Genomic DNA, 14,623 nt, shown 5'->3' with positions numbered 1-14,623 from the left:
GGTTATTAGGTATAACTGTTTATTAAGTTTCATTATTAAATAATAAAAATGCCCCAGAACTTTAAGCACTGGGGCATTTTTTATACATTTAAAGATAGTTTAAAAACTGCTTAAATTATTGAAATACTTTATCGACTTTCATCACTTCAATATTCTTTGCAGGAATTGCTAATTTATAATCAGCAATTACTTTATCCTCAGCAACCAACTCAGCAGGTTTATTAGTGTTGTAAACCATTGGTGAGGTTTGCTGCGATGCTAAACGTTTTTGCATATCAGCGCCGTCACCAGTAATAAACACATAGTGAACATTGTCTGTTTGTAAGTTTTCTTTAATAACGCGGTTTACATCGGCAACGCTTAGCGTTTTAAGTTTATTAGTTACGTAACTTACAAAGCTATCTGTGTTGTAAAATTCGCTATCAAGCGCGTAACCTAATTGGCGATTTTGACTTGCAACCATTTGCGGCACAAAGTTAATTAAAAAGTTACGCGTAGCTTCAAAATCGCCTTCGCTCATACCATTTTTAATTAGCTTATCTAGCTCAAACAAGGCGGTACGTGTTGCAAAGTGCGCATCGTTATTAGAGCGAAGTGGGCGTAACCACACTTGAAATATTTGCTCTGAGCGCCCTAGGTTTGCATCTGGCTTGGTTTGAAACATACCACGTGGAAAGTATTCAATGTATGCGTAATCGCCATAGTTCATGCCGCGAGTTTCACGAATGCGCTCATATAAAAAGCTGTTAGAACTACGGTGCTCACCAAAATACGAACGCACAAGCCAAAGGGCTGTCCAGTCTTCGCTACTTCTTATTGTATCAATAGGAAAACCAAACGATACCGCCGTCGATTGCGCTGACTTTTCTACAATCGTTGCATGATGACCTTTAAGCACTGGCGCATCAGGAATACTTAAACGGCTTTGCTCACCCTTTGGTAGCGTTGCAAAGTCGCTCATCATTTTAGCTTTAAGCTTTGCAGGCACAGCCCCAATTAAGCCAACCGTGAGTTTAGATTGCGTAAGCTCGCTGTTATAAAACGCTTTAACATCATCTAGCGTCAACGCTTCTAAATCCGAAATATCACCATAGTTGTAGCTTTCGTAAGGGTGATTTTTGTAAAGCGCACTGTAGAGCACTTCTTTGCCTAGCTCTTCATCGTTAGATGCTTTTAAGCCTGATTTAATACCATCGATCATTTCTTTTTTAAGGCGCTTAAAGTCGTCGTCTCTAAAACCTGGGTTTAATAATTGATCGCTCACAAGTGAATACCACTGCGCTGCATTGTCTTTATGAATACGCCCTTGAAACGACAGCATTTCTTTATCTATTTGATAACCAAAGCTACCTGCAAGCGGATAAAGTGCTTTTTGAATATCTTTATAGCTTGTCGCCTCTGAGCCACCTTGTGCAAGCATAGCCGCAGTTAACGCAGCAACACCTTTTTTGCCTTGAGGGTCGGCAGCCGCGCCGGTATTGAATAAAAAGTTAACATCGATTAATGGCGAGCTATTGGTTTTATCAAGTACTTTAAATGCAGGCTTCGCAGGTGCTTGTTCAAGCTTTGCAGTAAGCGCATTTAAATCAACTTCTCGCTCAAAACCTGGGGCTTTATCAAGTGCCGACATTGTTAATGTAGTACGTGCGTTATCAGTAAAGTATTTATTAGCAACGGCTTTAATATCTGCGCTGGTGATGTTATCTGCCGATTTATACAGCTGGTTTATAACCTCAGGATCGCGCTCAAAATGCATGTAGCTGGCAAGGGTTGATGCAATCGCTTGCGACGAATCTAAGCCATTAATAAAGCTGTATTTAAGATTCGATTTTAAATCACTGAGCTTTTGCTCATCAACAAGCTCAGTGCGTGCTTTTGCATAAGTTCGATTAATGGCATCGCGCGCAGTGGCTAAATCGTCTGCGTTTTCTACTTTAACAAATACGTGTAATAAACCCGGATCTTTGGTCTCTGGGTTATAAGTAAACATTTGGCTGGCAATTTGTTTGTCGACCACTAGCTCTTGATATAAATCTGAATTACTAGAAAAATAAAGCTGTGAGATTAAATCAAGTGCTGCTCTGTCTTTTTTAGCAGGCTCCCACGCAGCGCCTTTGTAGGATACAAGTAACCAATGTCCTGGTAGCGCTTCATCTTGCTGGTGCAAATATTTTGGTGCTTGTTGAACAGGCTCTGCTTTAATGTCAGCAACATAGTTACCCTTTTTCCAGCTACCCCAATGCTTTTTAACCATTGCCATTGTTGCTTGTGGGTCTACATCGCCCACAATAACAAGTGACACATACTCAGGCTTATAAAATTTAGCAAAAAATTCTTTCCCGTACGCCATTTGATCTGGCATGGCTTCTATGTCTTTAAAAAAGCCCATAGTGGTGTGTTTATACGTGTGCTTATCAAACGCTTCTTCGCGTACAGCGCTTAATAATTTACGAATTGGGCTCGCGTTGTTTTTTAAGTACTCACCTTTTACCGTTTGTGCTTCGGTTCTAAATTGCTCTTCGGTGTAGGTTAAGTTTTGAAAAATATCAGCTTCAAGCTCAAGTACTTTATCAAGGTGCTGCTTCGAAAAGTTTAAATGGTAATTTGTGTAATCGTTTGTTGTATAAGCGCGGTTATCAACACCTGAATTTTTTAATATGTCTGAGTACACATCTTCAGGGTATTTTTGTGAGCCTTTAAACATCATGTGTTCAAAAAAGTGAGCAAAGCCTGTTTTACCCTCTTCAACTTCGTTACGCGACCCAACCGATACCGGAATTTGCAGCGACACTACATCAGGGTAGTCGGTTTTAACAACCATGACACGTAAGCCGTTTTCTAGCTCTTCAATTAAATAATCTTGCGAGAAAACACGGTCATCAGCTTTATTTACTTGTTCTTGTTGTGCTGTTGTTACCGTGCTTTGGTTTTGTTGCATGGTGCAACCTGTTAACGCCAGCGATACCGCTAAGCTGGTTGCTAATAATTTAAATTTCATTGTTGTCCCTTTTTAAATTGAGAAAATTTGTTGTCAGATGTATTACTAACTCACCCTCGATTATGCCCCAAAGCCAATAAATATAAGAGTCCCAAGGGGATTTATAATGTAAACAACTGTGTCAATTATAAATTATGGGAACAAGCACTATGAATAAACATCATGTTAATTGAAAAACTTTCATTAAATAAATCTATCTAGACGTCTAAATGGCTGCTATATTAAATCCATCAAAACAAACTTAGCTGGAATGAGGATTATGGCTTTATCACTAAAAGAGAAGATAGTGGACACCAACCAAGGTGTTTATCTTATTGGTACTACCCCGCCTAAAATTGGCACCGATAAAGCGCAATTAAAAACCATTGCAGAAAAGCTATTAGGTCGCTTACACGAAATTGAATACGACGGCGTGATAATTTACGACATTCAAGACGAAAGCAGCCGAACCAATCAAGACCGCCCATTTGCGTTTAAACAAACCGTTGACCCGCGTGAATACAGCCATTTACTTCGTAATTTATCTGCACAAGATGTGATTACTTATAAAAGTGTGGCGCAGCGTGGCGTAGGCGAATTTAAAGATTGGCTAAGTGAAACTAAAAACGACTACGATTTACAAAATGTTGTATTAGTAGGTAGCCCGTCATCAATAGGCGATATAAAGCTAAGCCTGCCAGATGCGTATAAAGCGATGGCTGAGCAATCAGATGATTTCTTTTTAGGTGGCGTTACTATTGCCGAGCGCCATTCAAGTAAACGAAATGAGCACGAACGATTAATAGAAAAAACAGCACAAGGTTGTCAGTTTTTTATATCGCAAGCTGTTTACGACGCACAAGCTACTATAGAGCTAATTACTAGCTACGCACGTACATGTAAAGCGCAGGGTATTGCACCACAACGTATTATATTAACCTTTACCCCATGCGGCGGCGAAAAAACCTTAGAATTTATGCAATGGTTGGGTATCTCAGTGCCAGAGGCAACTAAATGGCGCATGCTTGATGCAGACAATACATTAAGCGAATCAGTCCGTATTTGCCGCGAAAACCTCGACTTAATACTTAAAAGCTGTGCGCATTTAGATGTACCGCTGGGCCTAAATATTGAAAGCTTAACAAACCGTAAAGAAGAAATTGACGCGTCAATTAACCTATACCGTTTATTAAAAGCCATTATGGAATTGAACCTTGCGGAAAAGCTAATAGCTTAAAGGCTAGGTAAGAGCTAATTAACACCCTTCTTGGCAAGCCTCATGGCTTGCTTTTTTTGTTGGAAAATACAAAATAAAACTTATTAAAAACACGTAGTACTTCAAAAAACAACTAAAAATTATGTGCTATTGAGTACTTTTACATATAGCATAAAGTGAAGGAGTAATATTTATCTTAGGGAATTATGAAATCACTAAAAAGAAACAATCAACTATACGTTCTATATTCTAAAATTTATTTAAATAAAATTAGAAGGTTATTACATTTAGCAATAACGAAACCCTTCAGAATTGAAGAAGATAAGGCACTTCATAAAAACTGCTCCTTTTGGGTTGTACTCATAGTACCTATGGTGGTGATCATATGGTTATCTTGGAAACTACTCTTAGAGTTATTGAATTCTAACCGTATTATTTCATCAGTAAGTTCTGATAACCTACAGTTCATTGTGCACTTCTTTGCGGTACCCATCACTTGCCTAACGATCCCAGTGACATTAACAATAATGGTAAATCGCTTTCACTCGTCAAAACAAAAAGCTAAAAGCAACCAACTTATAGAAGTAAACAATGCTGCAAATAACTACTTTAATCACTTCGATAAATTTAAAGAATTTGTTAAAACTTTAGAATCATCAAATATATCTATTAATCCTTATATTACTTATCGGCTCATATTTTCAGAATCACATATCAACAAATTCGATATAAAAGTTTGCCCGTATAAAGTTCGCACAATAATAAATGAATTAAAAGATGTTGTTGAGTATTATGAGCGCTATTGTTTAGATGAAGGCTACACTAATAAATCAAAAAGAGAGATAGAAAAAAGTTTAACATTTCCTAATATAATCGAAGGAATTCATTATAAAAGTCAAAGATATAACAGCGACTCTTCGTTATTCAGAATATTACAGAGTCAACGAGAGTTAGTTCTAGCACTTCTATCTTTCCAAGGTGTACCTAACCATAATGAGGTGAGCGACATTTTCATCACGGAGTATCATCGAACTATATTATCTAAATTTGATTTGCAGGAAAAACACTTAAGAAATAGCTGAACTTAAAGATACTAGAATATACTTAAAAACAAGCTATCATTTAAGCTTGTTTAGCACATAATTTTCTAAACTAAATTCCTATCCCCCTAACTCCTGGCGAGCTTATACGCTTGTTTATTTTTATACATTGCGTGGTCTGCATCATTTAATAGCGCTTCAAAGGGCTGCTTTTGTTTATTAGTAAAACTAAAACCTATGCTGAGCGATAAATCGCAAACGTCTGCTTTGAGTAAAGCTTTTGAATACTCAGAGGATATTTTATCCATGATGTAATTAATTTTACTCTTATCGCTTAATTGCATTACTGCAACAAACTCATCACCACCTAAACGCCCTACTATGTCGGCATCTCTTAAATGGTTTTTTAGCGTATCAGCCAAAATAATTAAGGCTTTGTCACCTACTTCATGACCAAAGGTGTCGTTTAATTTTTTAAAGTCGTTTATATCTATAAACAAGCAACATACGTCGAATCCCAAACGCAGTGCTAAATTAAGCTTTTGCTGAGCGAGTAAGTTAAGTGCTCGGCGATTATAAATATCTGTTAATGAGTCTAACATGGCTATTTCGCGCATTTGTTCATAGCTGTAAACAAGCGCTAGGTCGTCTTCAATTAAATCGCGTAGTTGCTCTATGAGTTCAAAGTATTCATCGGTATAGCTAGTTATTTTAGTGTCTTTTAAGCATAGCGTGCCAAATACTTCACCTTCTGGCCAATGAATAGGTAAGCCTAGGTAGGATTCAACACCGTCCTCAACTACTTCTGGTAGGGTGTTCCATGCATCGTTATTGCTTGCATCATTAACATATAAAATATTATTAGTTTCAGCGACGTGCCGACAAAAAAGAGGAGTTTGAGGGGGAAGTATCGGGTTGGTTTCAAAGCTTGAGCCACCTTCGTTATTTCTAATAACAACGCGATAGCCTTTGCTTGTTGCCTGAACTATATAACCAGACGGGGCTGAAAAAAGCCCCGTGATAAGGTCCATTGTTTTTTGCCATTTATGCAAAGATATTTGGCCATCAACACCAGAGAATGCCCATTTATCAGTTTCAAACATTAACTTTACCTCGGCTATTTAATAGCTCCAGTATAGGCAAAAAAGTAAAGTAAAAGCTATTATTTACGACGTCTACTTGGCTCTCTTTTACCTGTAATGCGTTTTTTATCGCGATCTTTTCGAGATTTATTAGTATTTTTACGATTATCTTTGGGCTTTTTATTTAAGTCAGGCTCGTAACCTTCTAACCACTGCGGCGTTAAACGCGTATCGAGTAATACTTCAATTTCTTCTAGCAGCCATTGCTCATCAAGACTTACCAATGACATAGCAAGCCCTTGTTCACCAGCGCGACCTGTACGGCCAATACGGTGTACGTAATCCTCAGCAATGTAAGGCAGTTCAAAATTAATTACGTATCTAAGTGTAGAAATATCTAAACCACGCGCAGCGACGTCGGTTGCAACAAGTACGCGTGTAATACCCTCTTTAAAGTTTTGCAATGCACGGTCACGTGCGCCTTGCGATTTATCGCCATGGATTGATTCGGTTTTTAACCCATCTTTACACATTTCTTTAGCAAGCTGATCGGCCATTTGTTTTGTGCGAGTAAAAATAAGCACTTGGCGCCAGTTTTTCATGCCAATCATGTGCGATACAAGTTCGCGCTTACGGTCTTCATCTACAGCGTAAATAACTTGCTCTACTTCAACTGCGGCTGAGTTACGTTTATCAACTTCAATTAGTTCTGGGTTTTTAAGTAACTTTTTACTGAGTTCAAACACGCTGTCATCAAACGTAGCTGAAAAGAGTAAAGTTTGGCGATCGCCCGGTATATGTCGCAATATACGTCTAATTTCATCAATAAAGCCCATATCAAGCATGCGGTCGGCTTCGTCAAACACTAAAGAGTCTACGCTTGAAAGTACCACACTGCCTTTAACTATATGATCAAGCAAACGCCCTGGTGTGGCCACTATAACTTGCGCTGTTTTAAGTGCTTTAATTTGAGGGCCAATACTTGCACCACCATAGGCTAAAGCACCATTGATATTAGTGCCTTGTGCGTACTTTTCAAAGCTGGCAAATACTTGCTGAGCAAGCTCTCGTGTTGGCGTTAAAATTACAACGCGGGCAAGGCCTTGTTCATCTTTTTTAGGGGTATTTAAAAGCTTATGTAATAGAGGTAAAACAAAGGCGGCGGTTTTACCCGTACCTGTTTGCGCGCTGCCCATTACATCACTTCCGGCTAAAATAGGCGGAATAGTTTTAATCTGAATTGCGGTAGGCTGAGTGTAATTATTTTGCTCAATCGCTGTTAATAATAACGGGTCGAGATTAAGTGATGAGAACGTAGTGGCAGACATAGGCTTAGCTTTAAAATAACAAAGAGCGCTATTGTACGCATATTACTGTACTGCGTAAATTAACCAGTCCAGAAAAGTATTTAATCGTGATTGCTCTCTTTCGCTTTAGCGCTAAAACAATAAAAAAAGCGCTAAATAACCGTTGTATTTAGCGCCTTTTATAATTTGCTGTAGCTTTAAGCTGGCTTTAGTGTCGCTTTACGTTCGTTGTAAAACGCTATTAAATCGTCAACTGTTGCTTGGCAGTATTCGCGAATACCCGAAACCACCATGTGCTTTTCACCACTACCCACTTTAACGCCGTTTTCTAACAGGTTAAAACGTAGTGTAATTTTTCCGCGCTTACCAGTGTACTCAAAGCTTGGCTCTGCAAATTCAAGTACTGGCGCTGTTATATCAAGGTTATCAAGATTAATAAGCATTGATTCGTAAATTACCATCGGACGAGCAGGGTTTATCATTACCTCTTGCTTGCCCATTAATGGGATAATTACATGCGGAAAAGTTGTACCAGAAAACTCAACATAATTTTTTATTAGACTATTAGTTAGTGCTGGGCATTGGCTGGTTTTACCGCTGCGCTTTACCTTTAAAATTACTTTTTCGCCATTGGTAACATCAAACTCATCGGCTCCCTCAGGGAAATGTAGTTTGGTGTTTTCATCAACCATACCGGCAAAAGTAAATTCCATTTGTTCACTAATACCGTAGCGGTCTAGTACCAATGAAAAAAGTAAGTCTCCTGGCGCGCAAAACTTTTTGGCATCTTTGTCATGAAGTGGATTAAAATCGTCAGCAACGCATTTAGCGAAGCGACAACCCTGCTCACGAGAGATAGAAACATAATCAGCATGCTGCTGAAAAAAAGGACTTAACATAGTTTGTTCACTGCTTAAACTGCTTATAACCTATCTATATTACCAGAAAAAAAATATTGAGAGGTCGAATCTGTTAGATTAATGGCTAAATAAAACAGAGTAATAAAAAACAATGACCTTTTATTTATTAGCACTATCAATTATATGTGTTTTTCCGCACTACAAAATATCAATAATGCGGCAACCCCTTTGGCACTACTTAATGGCTTTAAGTGTAGTAAGTGGGTATTTTCAAGGTTATATAAATTTGTATGCTCTGCTCAGCACTGGGCTTTACGTTGTTTTATACTACTGTGTGCTAAATGCAAAGCGGGCAATAATACGCACTATTTTAGGTACTGTTTTTATAATTTCCTCACTGGCATTAGCACTTCATTGGGTGCCTGGTTTTAATAACCTCCCTATTGTTATAGATGAGCGTATTACAAGCGATGCGATTGCTTTTACCCTTTATGCTAATTTTGATAAAGCTATGGCTGGGTTATTCCTTTGTGCTTACTTTTATTCGAATAAAAAAGCTTTAAAAGCAGACTCTAATAAAGCAGGCCCATTAAACGTTAAACAACCTATTTTTATAATTATTGCTACTGTTTTAGCTTCGCTCACTGCGGCTTTAACACTTGGACTTGTAAGCTTTAACCCAAAAGTGCCCAACTTTTGGTTAGCCTTTATTGCTATTAATCTTTTATTTACCTGTGTAGCTGAGGAAGCTTTGTTTAGAGGTTTATTACAAACCAAACTTAGCCAAATAATCACATCTACTCGCCCAGCGCTACTTGCTCCAATAATGACAGCAGCAGTGTTTGCTTTGGCACATTTTGCAGGAGGATTTAACTATGTATTGGTTTCATTTATTGCAGGCTTAGGATATGGCTATATTTTTTATAAAACGCAGCGCTTAGAGTGGGCCATTATGTGCCATTGGTTAGTTAATGTTTGCCACTTCTTTTTGTTTACTTACCCTATGCTCAGTAAAATCTAAATACATTTACAAATGCTAACAATTTACCTGTTGGCAAACATTGCCAGCATTTGATTTTGTTAGTAATTTACTACTTTAAATAATAAATTAAAGGACTAATAAATATGCCACGTTTTATAATGACAATAACAGTGCTGGCCACAATAACGGGTTGTTCAGGAATGACTTATCATACAGATATAGACAACGGTGTTTTATCTCAAGAAATTGGCACCTACGTTAATAAAAGAGATTTACAGCAATTTTATAGCGACCAAGAAGCACACGAAAGTGGCGCAACACTCCTAGGCCGAATAGAAGGTGAAAGCTGTGATGGCGACGGTATGGGCAGCAATAATGTAAGTTACAATCGCTCTAAATCAAACGCGATTGATTTACTTAAAGCTGATGCTATGCGCAGAGGCGGGAATGCTTTTACTATTAATTCCTGTAGTGAAACCTCTGTATCGTACTGCGACCTATCTGTTTTATGCACCGGACAGGCCTACGACTATTAATAAGTAAAAGTGCAAATTATATATTAAGCGCAAAACTCAGTAGTACGCGCTTTCCAGACTCGATTTTAGATACGCTGTGTTCGTACTTATCGGGTCTGAACAAATACACGCGATTAAATAAATTTATAATGCATTTTGAGCATTTAAATACCCCACCCGCTTTAGGTTTCTCTAATACAAAATTAAGCTTGTAATAGCGCCCTTGCTGCACAGGGTCAATATGGTTCATTACGCTATGATTGGTTGGGTAAGTAACAAGGTTTATCGAAAATGTGTTACTGCTAAAAATGGCTTTGTTTTTTACAGGTGCAATCATACTGCCTCCTATGAGTTTATATTCCCTATTGTATCATTGGGCTAAGCACTAATACTTTAGTTAAACAATATCAAAATACGATGTCATATAGCTAAACAGCCTGAAACAAAAAAGCCGAACTTATTTTACTAAGCTCGGCTTTTAAAAGTACATTGTTTAGCAATTATGCACTTGGGTATTCGCGGTACGCACGCTCTATATTTTTAGCCTGCTTTTTAGAAATACCTAAATGAGCAAGCGCTACACGTAAACGAGCACGTGATAAGTCAGAGCCTAATATTTCCATTGCATCAAGCACTGACGTACTTGATGTTTTGCCTGTAATTGCGACAAAAATTGGCTCTAAAAAGTCTTTAATTTTAAGCTCGTGGAATGTAGCAACTTCTTTTGCAATTGCAAAAATAGCGGGCTTATCAAAGCTACGTAAGCCTTCTAGCTGCCATACAAAAAATTGTAGTGCTTGGCGTATTACGTTTTCGTCTGCTTTACCAGCTGTTAATAGCGCAGGGTCGTAAGTTGGAATACCACCTACAAAGTGCCCTGCCAGCTCAACCATATCCGAAAGGGTATTAATACGCGTTTTAGCCTCTGGTAATACTTTAGCTAACATTTCACCGTTAAACTTCCAATCAACAAAGCGCTGAATTAACTGCTCGTCGGTTAGATTTTCGCGGATCCACATGCCGTTTAACCAGCTTAACTTATCCACGTCGAATACTGGGCCACCAAGCGATACGCGCTTCATGTCAAAGTTTTCAATCATTTCATTAAGTGTGAACTTTTCACGCTCATCTGGCATTGACCAACCCATACGACCTAAGTAGTTAAGCACGGCTTCTGGTAGGTAACCCATTTCTTTATAGTAGTTAATAGACGTTGGATTTTTACGCTTAGATAGCTTTGATTTATCTGGGTTACGTAGTAATGGTAAATGACCAAGTACCGGCGCTTCCCAACCAAAATCTTCGTAAAGTTTTAATAACTTAGGTGCTGAGTTAATCCACTCTTCGCCACGGAAAATATGACTAATTTGCATATGGTGGTCATCAACTACGTTCGCTAAAAAGTACGTTGGGAAACCATCCGCTTTTAAAAGCACTTGCATGTCTACGTTTTCCCACGGGATCTCAATTTCATCTCGTAGGTAGTCGTTAAACTTAAATGTGCCTTCGCTTGGGATTTTCATACGTATAACGTAAGGTTTGCCTGCCGCTAAGTTTGCTTTAATTTCTTCATCTGTATGGTTTAAACCACGACCGTCGTATTTAGGGCGCAAGCCTTCTGCCATTTGCTCTTCACGCATTTGATCAAGCTCTTCGCTTGTTGCAAAGCAGTAAAACGCTTTACCATCGTCAACTAACTGATGCGCGTATTTTTTATATAAATCGCTACGCTCAGATTGACGGTAAGGACCAAATTCGCCACCCACATCAGGACCATGATCCCACTCAAGCCCTAACCAGCGTAAGCTATCCATAATCGCAAGTTCAGACTCTGGCGTGCTACGTACTTGGTCTGTATCTTCTATACGAAGTACAAATTCACCGCCTTGTTGTTTAGCAAAACAGTAGTTAAATAAGGCGATATAAGCGGTGCCAAGATGCGGGTCACCAGTTGGCGACGGGGCAACACGGGTGCGAATTGTCATGGTAAATTCTCTTTAAATAAGTGAGATAATAAAAGTGGTTTATGCAGCTACTTTGTTTAAGTAAGCAATAATATCGTTTGATTCATACAGCCATTGTACTTGGCCATTTTTCTCTATACGCAGGCAAGGCACTTTAACTTTGCCGCCTTGCTCAAGAAGCTCTTGACGATATTGCTCATTATTTTTTGCATCACGCGTTTCTATGTTTAAGCCTTCGCGCTTAATAGCGCGGCGTACTTTTACACAAAACGGGCATGCTTTAAATTGGTACAGTTTAAATTGTGAGGTTTGCTGATCAAGCTGTGCTTGCTCGTCGCTTGCACGCTTTTTACTGCGAGGAGTAAATACAAAATTAAAGAATAAGATTATACAACCTAAAAACCAACGAACTAATTTCATGCTCTGTGCTCTGCTTACAACAATTTAAGGAGCCAGATTTTAGCACAAATTTACAATCAAAAAAGCTCAATACTATTATCTATCTTTGGTTCGTTATTAACTTCTAATTCACTGTAGGAGGTAACTCTATTACGGCCAGTATTTTTAGAGTAGTAAAGCGCTAAATCAGCCTGATTTACAATACTCGATACAGTATCAATACTCACTAACTCTAAAAAACCAATGCTAATGGTTAATTGGCCAATTTGTGGAAAGGGGTATTGGGCAACATTAAGGCGTAACCGGTTAAGTGCAACATGTGCATCAGCCTCTGTTTTTGCTTGAAATAACATTGCAAATTCTTCACCACCATACCTAAATACATAGTCTTCTATTCTAAAATTATTTTTTAGTAGCCGTGCAACAAGTAAAATAACCTCATCGCCAATTACATGCCCGTAGTTATCATTAATATTTTTAAAGTTGTCGATATCGGCAATAGCTAAATACCAACGTCGCTCTTTATTGTTATCATTTCTTGGTAACAAAAAACCGTTACCCGATACAATCTCAATTACTTTTTTATCAAATGTTTGCCTATTTAAAAGCTCTGTAAGTGGATCTAACCGCGACTTATATAATAGCCCAAGCTGATTAGCATAAATATTTAAAATATGTACAGCTAACATAGTTGTTCGTTCTGGTAATTCTTGCTCGGTTTCTATTAATAAAGTGCCGACTACTTTTCCAAAATGATAAATAGGCACGTAACTTGTTGTGCTACTAAAGGCATAGATCACCCTAATTTTATTTTGTGTGACCTTTTGTAATAACAATGATGCTTCATCTGGGCTTAATTGCTCTAAATTACTGTTTGAATTAATAAGAGTTGGGGGTATGGGGGCTGAAAATTTTTATTGACGTAAATGGCAAAATTATCAACTTCGAGCAAGTCGCTAATTATTTGTATTAATGCGCTATCTAAATCACTTTCTTCCTCTTGCTGGGTAAGCTTAATAATCCATTCGTGCCCACACTTATTTGCCTTCATTACACTGCCTAAACTAATTAAACTTTTATTAGTCTAGACAATACTCATGAATTTACTAAGTTATGAGGTAATACTTATTAACTAATCCTTTAGAATAGGTATTAAAGTAATACTAAGTCGTCGCGATGCAATACTTCTGCGCCACTATCGTATTCAAGTAACTCACCTATTTGATTTGAGTGTGCGCCTTTAATTTTATTTACCTCGGTACTGCTAAAACGCGTTAAGCCACGCGCAATTACTTGATTTTTAGTATCTATTAAATCAATTAAATCGCCTCTTTCAAAACGTCCAAATGCATTAGTAACGCCTTTAGCAAGTAAGCTTGCACCTTTATTTTGAAGGGCACTAATAGCACCTGTATCTATAACAATTTGGCCGGTGCTTTTAGGCCCCGCTAGTAGCCATTTTTTACGGCCATCTTTTGGGGCGGTGAGTTTTAAAAAGCGTGTACCAGGTAACTCGTCACTCATACATTTTAAAATAACGTTTTTACCAGCGCCTTTAGCAATAATGACTTCAACGCCTGCACGCCTTGCAATGTCGGCGGCTTGCAGTTTAGTCGCCATGCCGCCAGTACCTAAGTTTGTACCACTGCCACCAGCAAGTTGGCGCAGCTCATCGTTTATATGTGTTACTTCGCCAATGAGGGTAGCATCGGCATTTGTGCGCGGATCGCTGGTAAATAACCCTTCTTGATCGGTAAGTAGCAGTAACTTATTAGCATTAGCCAAAATAGCGACAAGTGCCGATAAATTATCGTTGTCGCCTACTTTTATTTCACTGGTAGCGACTGCGTCATTTTCGTTAATGATGGGCACAACGTCGTAATTTAATAACGCATTGAGTGTATCGCGGGCATTAAGGTAGCGCTCTCTGTCGTCTACATCAGCGCGAGTAAGCAGCATTTGCCCTACATTTACCCCATATAAAGCAAACAAGTTCTGCCAAATGTGAATAAGTTGACCTTGTCCAATTGCAGCAAGCATTTGTTTATCAATTAAGCTTCTGCCACAGGGTTTTAATAGTTGTTCGCGCCCAGCAGCTACCGCGCCGCTCGATACTAAAATAACGTGATGCCCCTGCTTTTTAAGCTCGCAGCATTGGCGTACTAATTCAACCATATGTGCTTTGTCTAGCTTATCGGTGCCGCCAGTTAGTACGCTTGTACCAAGCTTTACAACTATTACCTGTTCCCTTTGCATGTGCTTTTTACTATTGATTAATTAA

The 14,623-nt window shown here is 38.5% G+C and carries 14 protein-coding genes; 4 read left to right on the top strand and 10 right to left on the bottom strand.

Annotated elements, in window-relative coordinates; translation table 11 throughout:
* Window positions 1-115 precede the first annotated feature (115 nt).
* Window positions 116-2,998 (bottom strand): pitrilysin family protein, encoded by a 2,883-nt coding sequence (locus I6E69_RS10300; protein ID WP_197121207.1) that lies wholly within the window; start codon window positions 2,996-2,998, stop codon window positions 116-118.
* Between the two features lie 259 nt (window positions 2,999-3,257).
* On the opposite strand from I6E69_RS10300, the gene I6E69_RS10295 reads away from it, so the two are divergent.
* Together I6E69_RS10295 and I6E69_RS10290 are read left to right on the top strand one after the other, a co-directional pair.
* Window positions 3,258-4,214, top strand: a complete 957-nt coding sequence (locus tag I6E69_RS10295) for a methylenetetrahydrofolate reductase (RefSeq protein WP_197121206.1) — start codon at window positions 3,258-3,260, stop codon at window positions 4,212-4,214.
* A 185-nt stretch (window positions 4,215-4,399) separates the two neighbouring features.
* Window positions 4,400-5,275 carry a hypothetical protein gene (locus I6E69_RS10290; RefSeq protein WP_197121205.1) on the top strand — a complete coding sequence of 292 codons (876 nt, stop codon included), beginning with the start codon at window positions 4,400-4,402 and terminating at the stop codon, window positions 5,273-5,275.
* A gap of 86 nt (window positions 5,276-5,361) precedes the next feature.
* On the opposite strand, the gene I6E69_RS10285 is transcribed toward I6E69_RS10290, so the two are convergent.
* The 3 genes from I6E69_RS10285 to I6E69_RS10275 all read right to left on the bottom strand — a co-directional run bounded on the left by I6E69_RS10285 (window position 5,362) and on the right by I6E69_RS10275 (window position 8,521).
* Window positions 5,362-6,336 carry a sensor domain-containing diguanylate cyclase gene (locus I6E69_RS10285; RefSeq protein WP_197121204.1) on the bottom strand — a complete coding sequence of 325 codons (975 nt, stop codon included), beginning with the start codon at window positions 6,334-6,336 and terminating at the stop codon, window positions 5,362-5,364.
* Between the two features lie 59 nt (window positions 6,337-6,395).
* The gene (locus I6E69_RS10280; protein ID WP_039484965.1) at window positions 6,396-7,643 is read right to left on the bottom strand and encodes a DEAD/DEAH box helicase; all 1,248 of its coding nucleotides are present in this window, start codon (window positions 7,641-7,643) and stop codon (window positions 6,396-6,398) included.
* A gap of 176 nt (window positions 7,644-7,819) precedes the next feature.
* Window positions 7,820-8,521, bottom strand: coding sequence for a DUF3581 domain-containing protein (locus I6E69_RS10275; protein ID WP_197121203.1), 702 nt, complete (start codon window positions 8,519-8,521; stop codon window positions 7,820-7,822).
* A gap of 202 nt (window positions 8,522-8,723) precedes the next feature.
* Here I6E69_RS10275 and I6E69_RS10270 point away from each other — a divergent pair, with 202 nt between their 5' ends.
* A complete protein-coding gene (locus I6E69_RS10270) occupies window positions 8,724-9,503 on the top strand; it encodes a CPBP family intramembrane glutamic endopeptidase (RefSeq protein ID WP_231619759.1) in 780 nt (259 codons plus the stop codon).
* Window positions 9,504-9,607: 104 nt separating this feature from the next.
* The gene (locus I6E69_RS10265) at window positions 9,608-10,000 is read left to right on the top strand and encodes a hypothetical protein (protein ID WP_197121201.1); all 393 of its coding nucleotides are present in this window, start codon (window positions 9,608-9,610) and stop codon (window positions 9,998-10,000) included.
* Window positions 10,001-10,016: 16 nt separating this feature from the next.
* Here I6E69_RS10265 and I6E69_RS10260 read toward each other — a convergent pair whose 3' ends face one another.
* The 6 genes from I6E69_RS10260 to proB all read right to left on the bottom strand — a co-directional run bounded on the left by I6E69_RS10260 (window position 10,017) and on the right by proB (window position 14,598).
* The gene (locus tag I6E69_RS10260; RefSeq protein ID WP_002958795.1) at window positions 10,017-10,316 is read right to left on the bottom strand and encodes a hypothetical protein; all 300 of its coding nucleotides are present in this window, start codon (window positions 10,314-10,316) and stop codon (window positions 10,017-10,019) included.
* 163 nt (window positions 10,317-10,479) lie between these two features.
* Window positions 10,480-11,964 carry a glutamate--tRNA ligase gene (gene gltX / locus I6E69_RS10255; RefSeq protein WP_002961608.1) on the bottom strand — a complete coding sequence of 495 codons (1,485 nt, stop codon included), beginning with the start codon at window positions 11,962-11,964 and terminating at the stop codon, window positions 10,480-10,482.
* Between the two features lie 39 nt (window positions 11,965-12,003).
* Window positions 12,004-12,363, bottom strand: coding sequence for a glutaredoxin domain-containing protein (locus I6E69_RS10250; RefSeq protein WP_002961611.1), 360 nt, complete (start codon window positions 12,361-12,363; stop codon window positions 12,004-12,006).
* Window positions 12,364-12,419: 56 nt separating this feature from the next.
* On the bottom strand, window positions 12,420-13,178 hold the full coding sequence (locus I6E69_RS10245) for a GGDEF domain-containing protein (protein WP_231619758.1): 759 nt from the start codon (window positions 13,176-13,178) through the stop codon (window positions 12,420-12,422).
* Between the two features lie 26 nt (window positions 13,179-13,204).
* Window positions 13,205-13,393 carry a hypothetical protein gene (locus I6E69_RS20655; RefSeq protein WP_231619757.1) on the bottom strand — a complete coding sequence of 63 codons (189 nt, stop codon included), beginning with the start codon at window positions 13,391-13,393 and terminating at the stop codon, window positions 13,205-13,207.
* Window positions 13,394-13,494: 101 nt separating this feature from the next.
* On the bottom strand, window positions 13,495-14,598 hold the full coding sequence (gene proB, locus I6E69_RS10240) for a glutamate 5-kinase (RefSeq protein WP_197121200.1): 1,104 nt from the start codon (window positions 14,596-14,598) through the stop codon (window positions 13,495-13,497).
* Window positions 14,599-14,623: the final 25 nt, after the last annotated feature.

It is taken from the genome of Pseudoalteromonas sp. NZS100 (assembly GCF_015864815.1).
In the GTDB taxonomy this organism is placed as follows: domain Bacteria; phylum Pseudomonadota; class Gammaproteobacteria; order Enterobacterales; family Alteromonadaceae; genus Pseudoalteromonas; species Pseudoalteromonas distincta.
Note: the sequence above shows the minus strand (reverse complement) of the source record. Positions and strands in the feature narration are given on the sequence as shown.

Excerpts from the sequence above, each read along its gene's own strand:
- I6E69_RS10300 (WP_197121207.1), bottom strand. The coding sequence starts at position 2,998 with ATGAAATTTAAATTATTAGCAACCAGCTTAGCGGTATCGCTGGCGTTA.
- I6E69_RS10295 (WP_197121206.1), top strand. The coding sequence starts at position 3,258 with ATGGCTTTATCACTAAAAGAGAAGATAGTGGACACCAACCAAGGTGTT.
- I6E69_RS10290 (WP_197121205.1), top strand. The coding sequence starts at position 4,400 with ATGAAATCACTAAAAAGAAACAATCAACTATACGTTCTATATTCTAAA.
- I6E69_RS10285 (WP_197121204.1), bottom strand. The coding sequence starts at position 6,336 with ATGTTTGAAACTGATAAATGGGCATTCTCTGGTGTTGATGGCCAAATA.
- I6E69_RS10280 (WP_039484965.1), bottom strand. The coding sequence starts at position 7,643 with ATGTCTGCCACTACGTTCTCATCACTTAATCTCGACCCGTTATTATTA.
- I6E69_RS10275 (WP_197121203.1), bottom strand. The coding sequence starts at position 8,521 with ATGTTAAGTCCTTTTTTTCAGCAGCATGCTGATTATGTTTCTATCTCT.
- I6E69_RS10270 (WP_231619759.1), top strand. The coding sequence starts at position 8,724 with ATGGCTTTAAGTGTAGTAAGTGGGTATTTTCAAGGTTATATAAATTTG.
- I6E69_RS10265 (WP_197121201.1), top strand. The coding sequence starts at position 9,608 with ATGCCACGTTTTATAATGACAATAACAGTGCTGGCCACAATAACGGGT.
- I6E69_RS10260 (WP_002958795.1), bottom strand. The coding sequence starts at position 10,316 with ATGATTGCACCTGTAAAAAACAAAGCCATTTTTAGCAGTAACACATTT.
- gltX (WP_002961608.1), bottom strand. The coding sequence starts at position 11,964 with ATGACAATTCGCACCCGTGTTGCCCCGTCGCCAACTGGTGACCCGCAT.
- I6E69_RS10250 (WP_002961611.1), bottom strand. The coding sequence starts at position 12,363 with ATGAAATTAGTTCGTTGGTTTTTAGGTTGTATAATCTTATTCTTTAAT.
- I6E69_RS20655 (WP_231619757.1), bottom strand. The coding sequence starts at position 13,393 with ATGAAGGCAAATAAGTGTGGGCACGAATGGATTATTAAGCTTACCCAG.
- proB (WP_197121200.1), bottom strand. The coding sequence starts at position 14,598 with ATGCAAAGGGAACAGGTAATAGTTGTAAAGCTTGGTACAAGCGTACTA.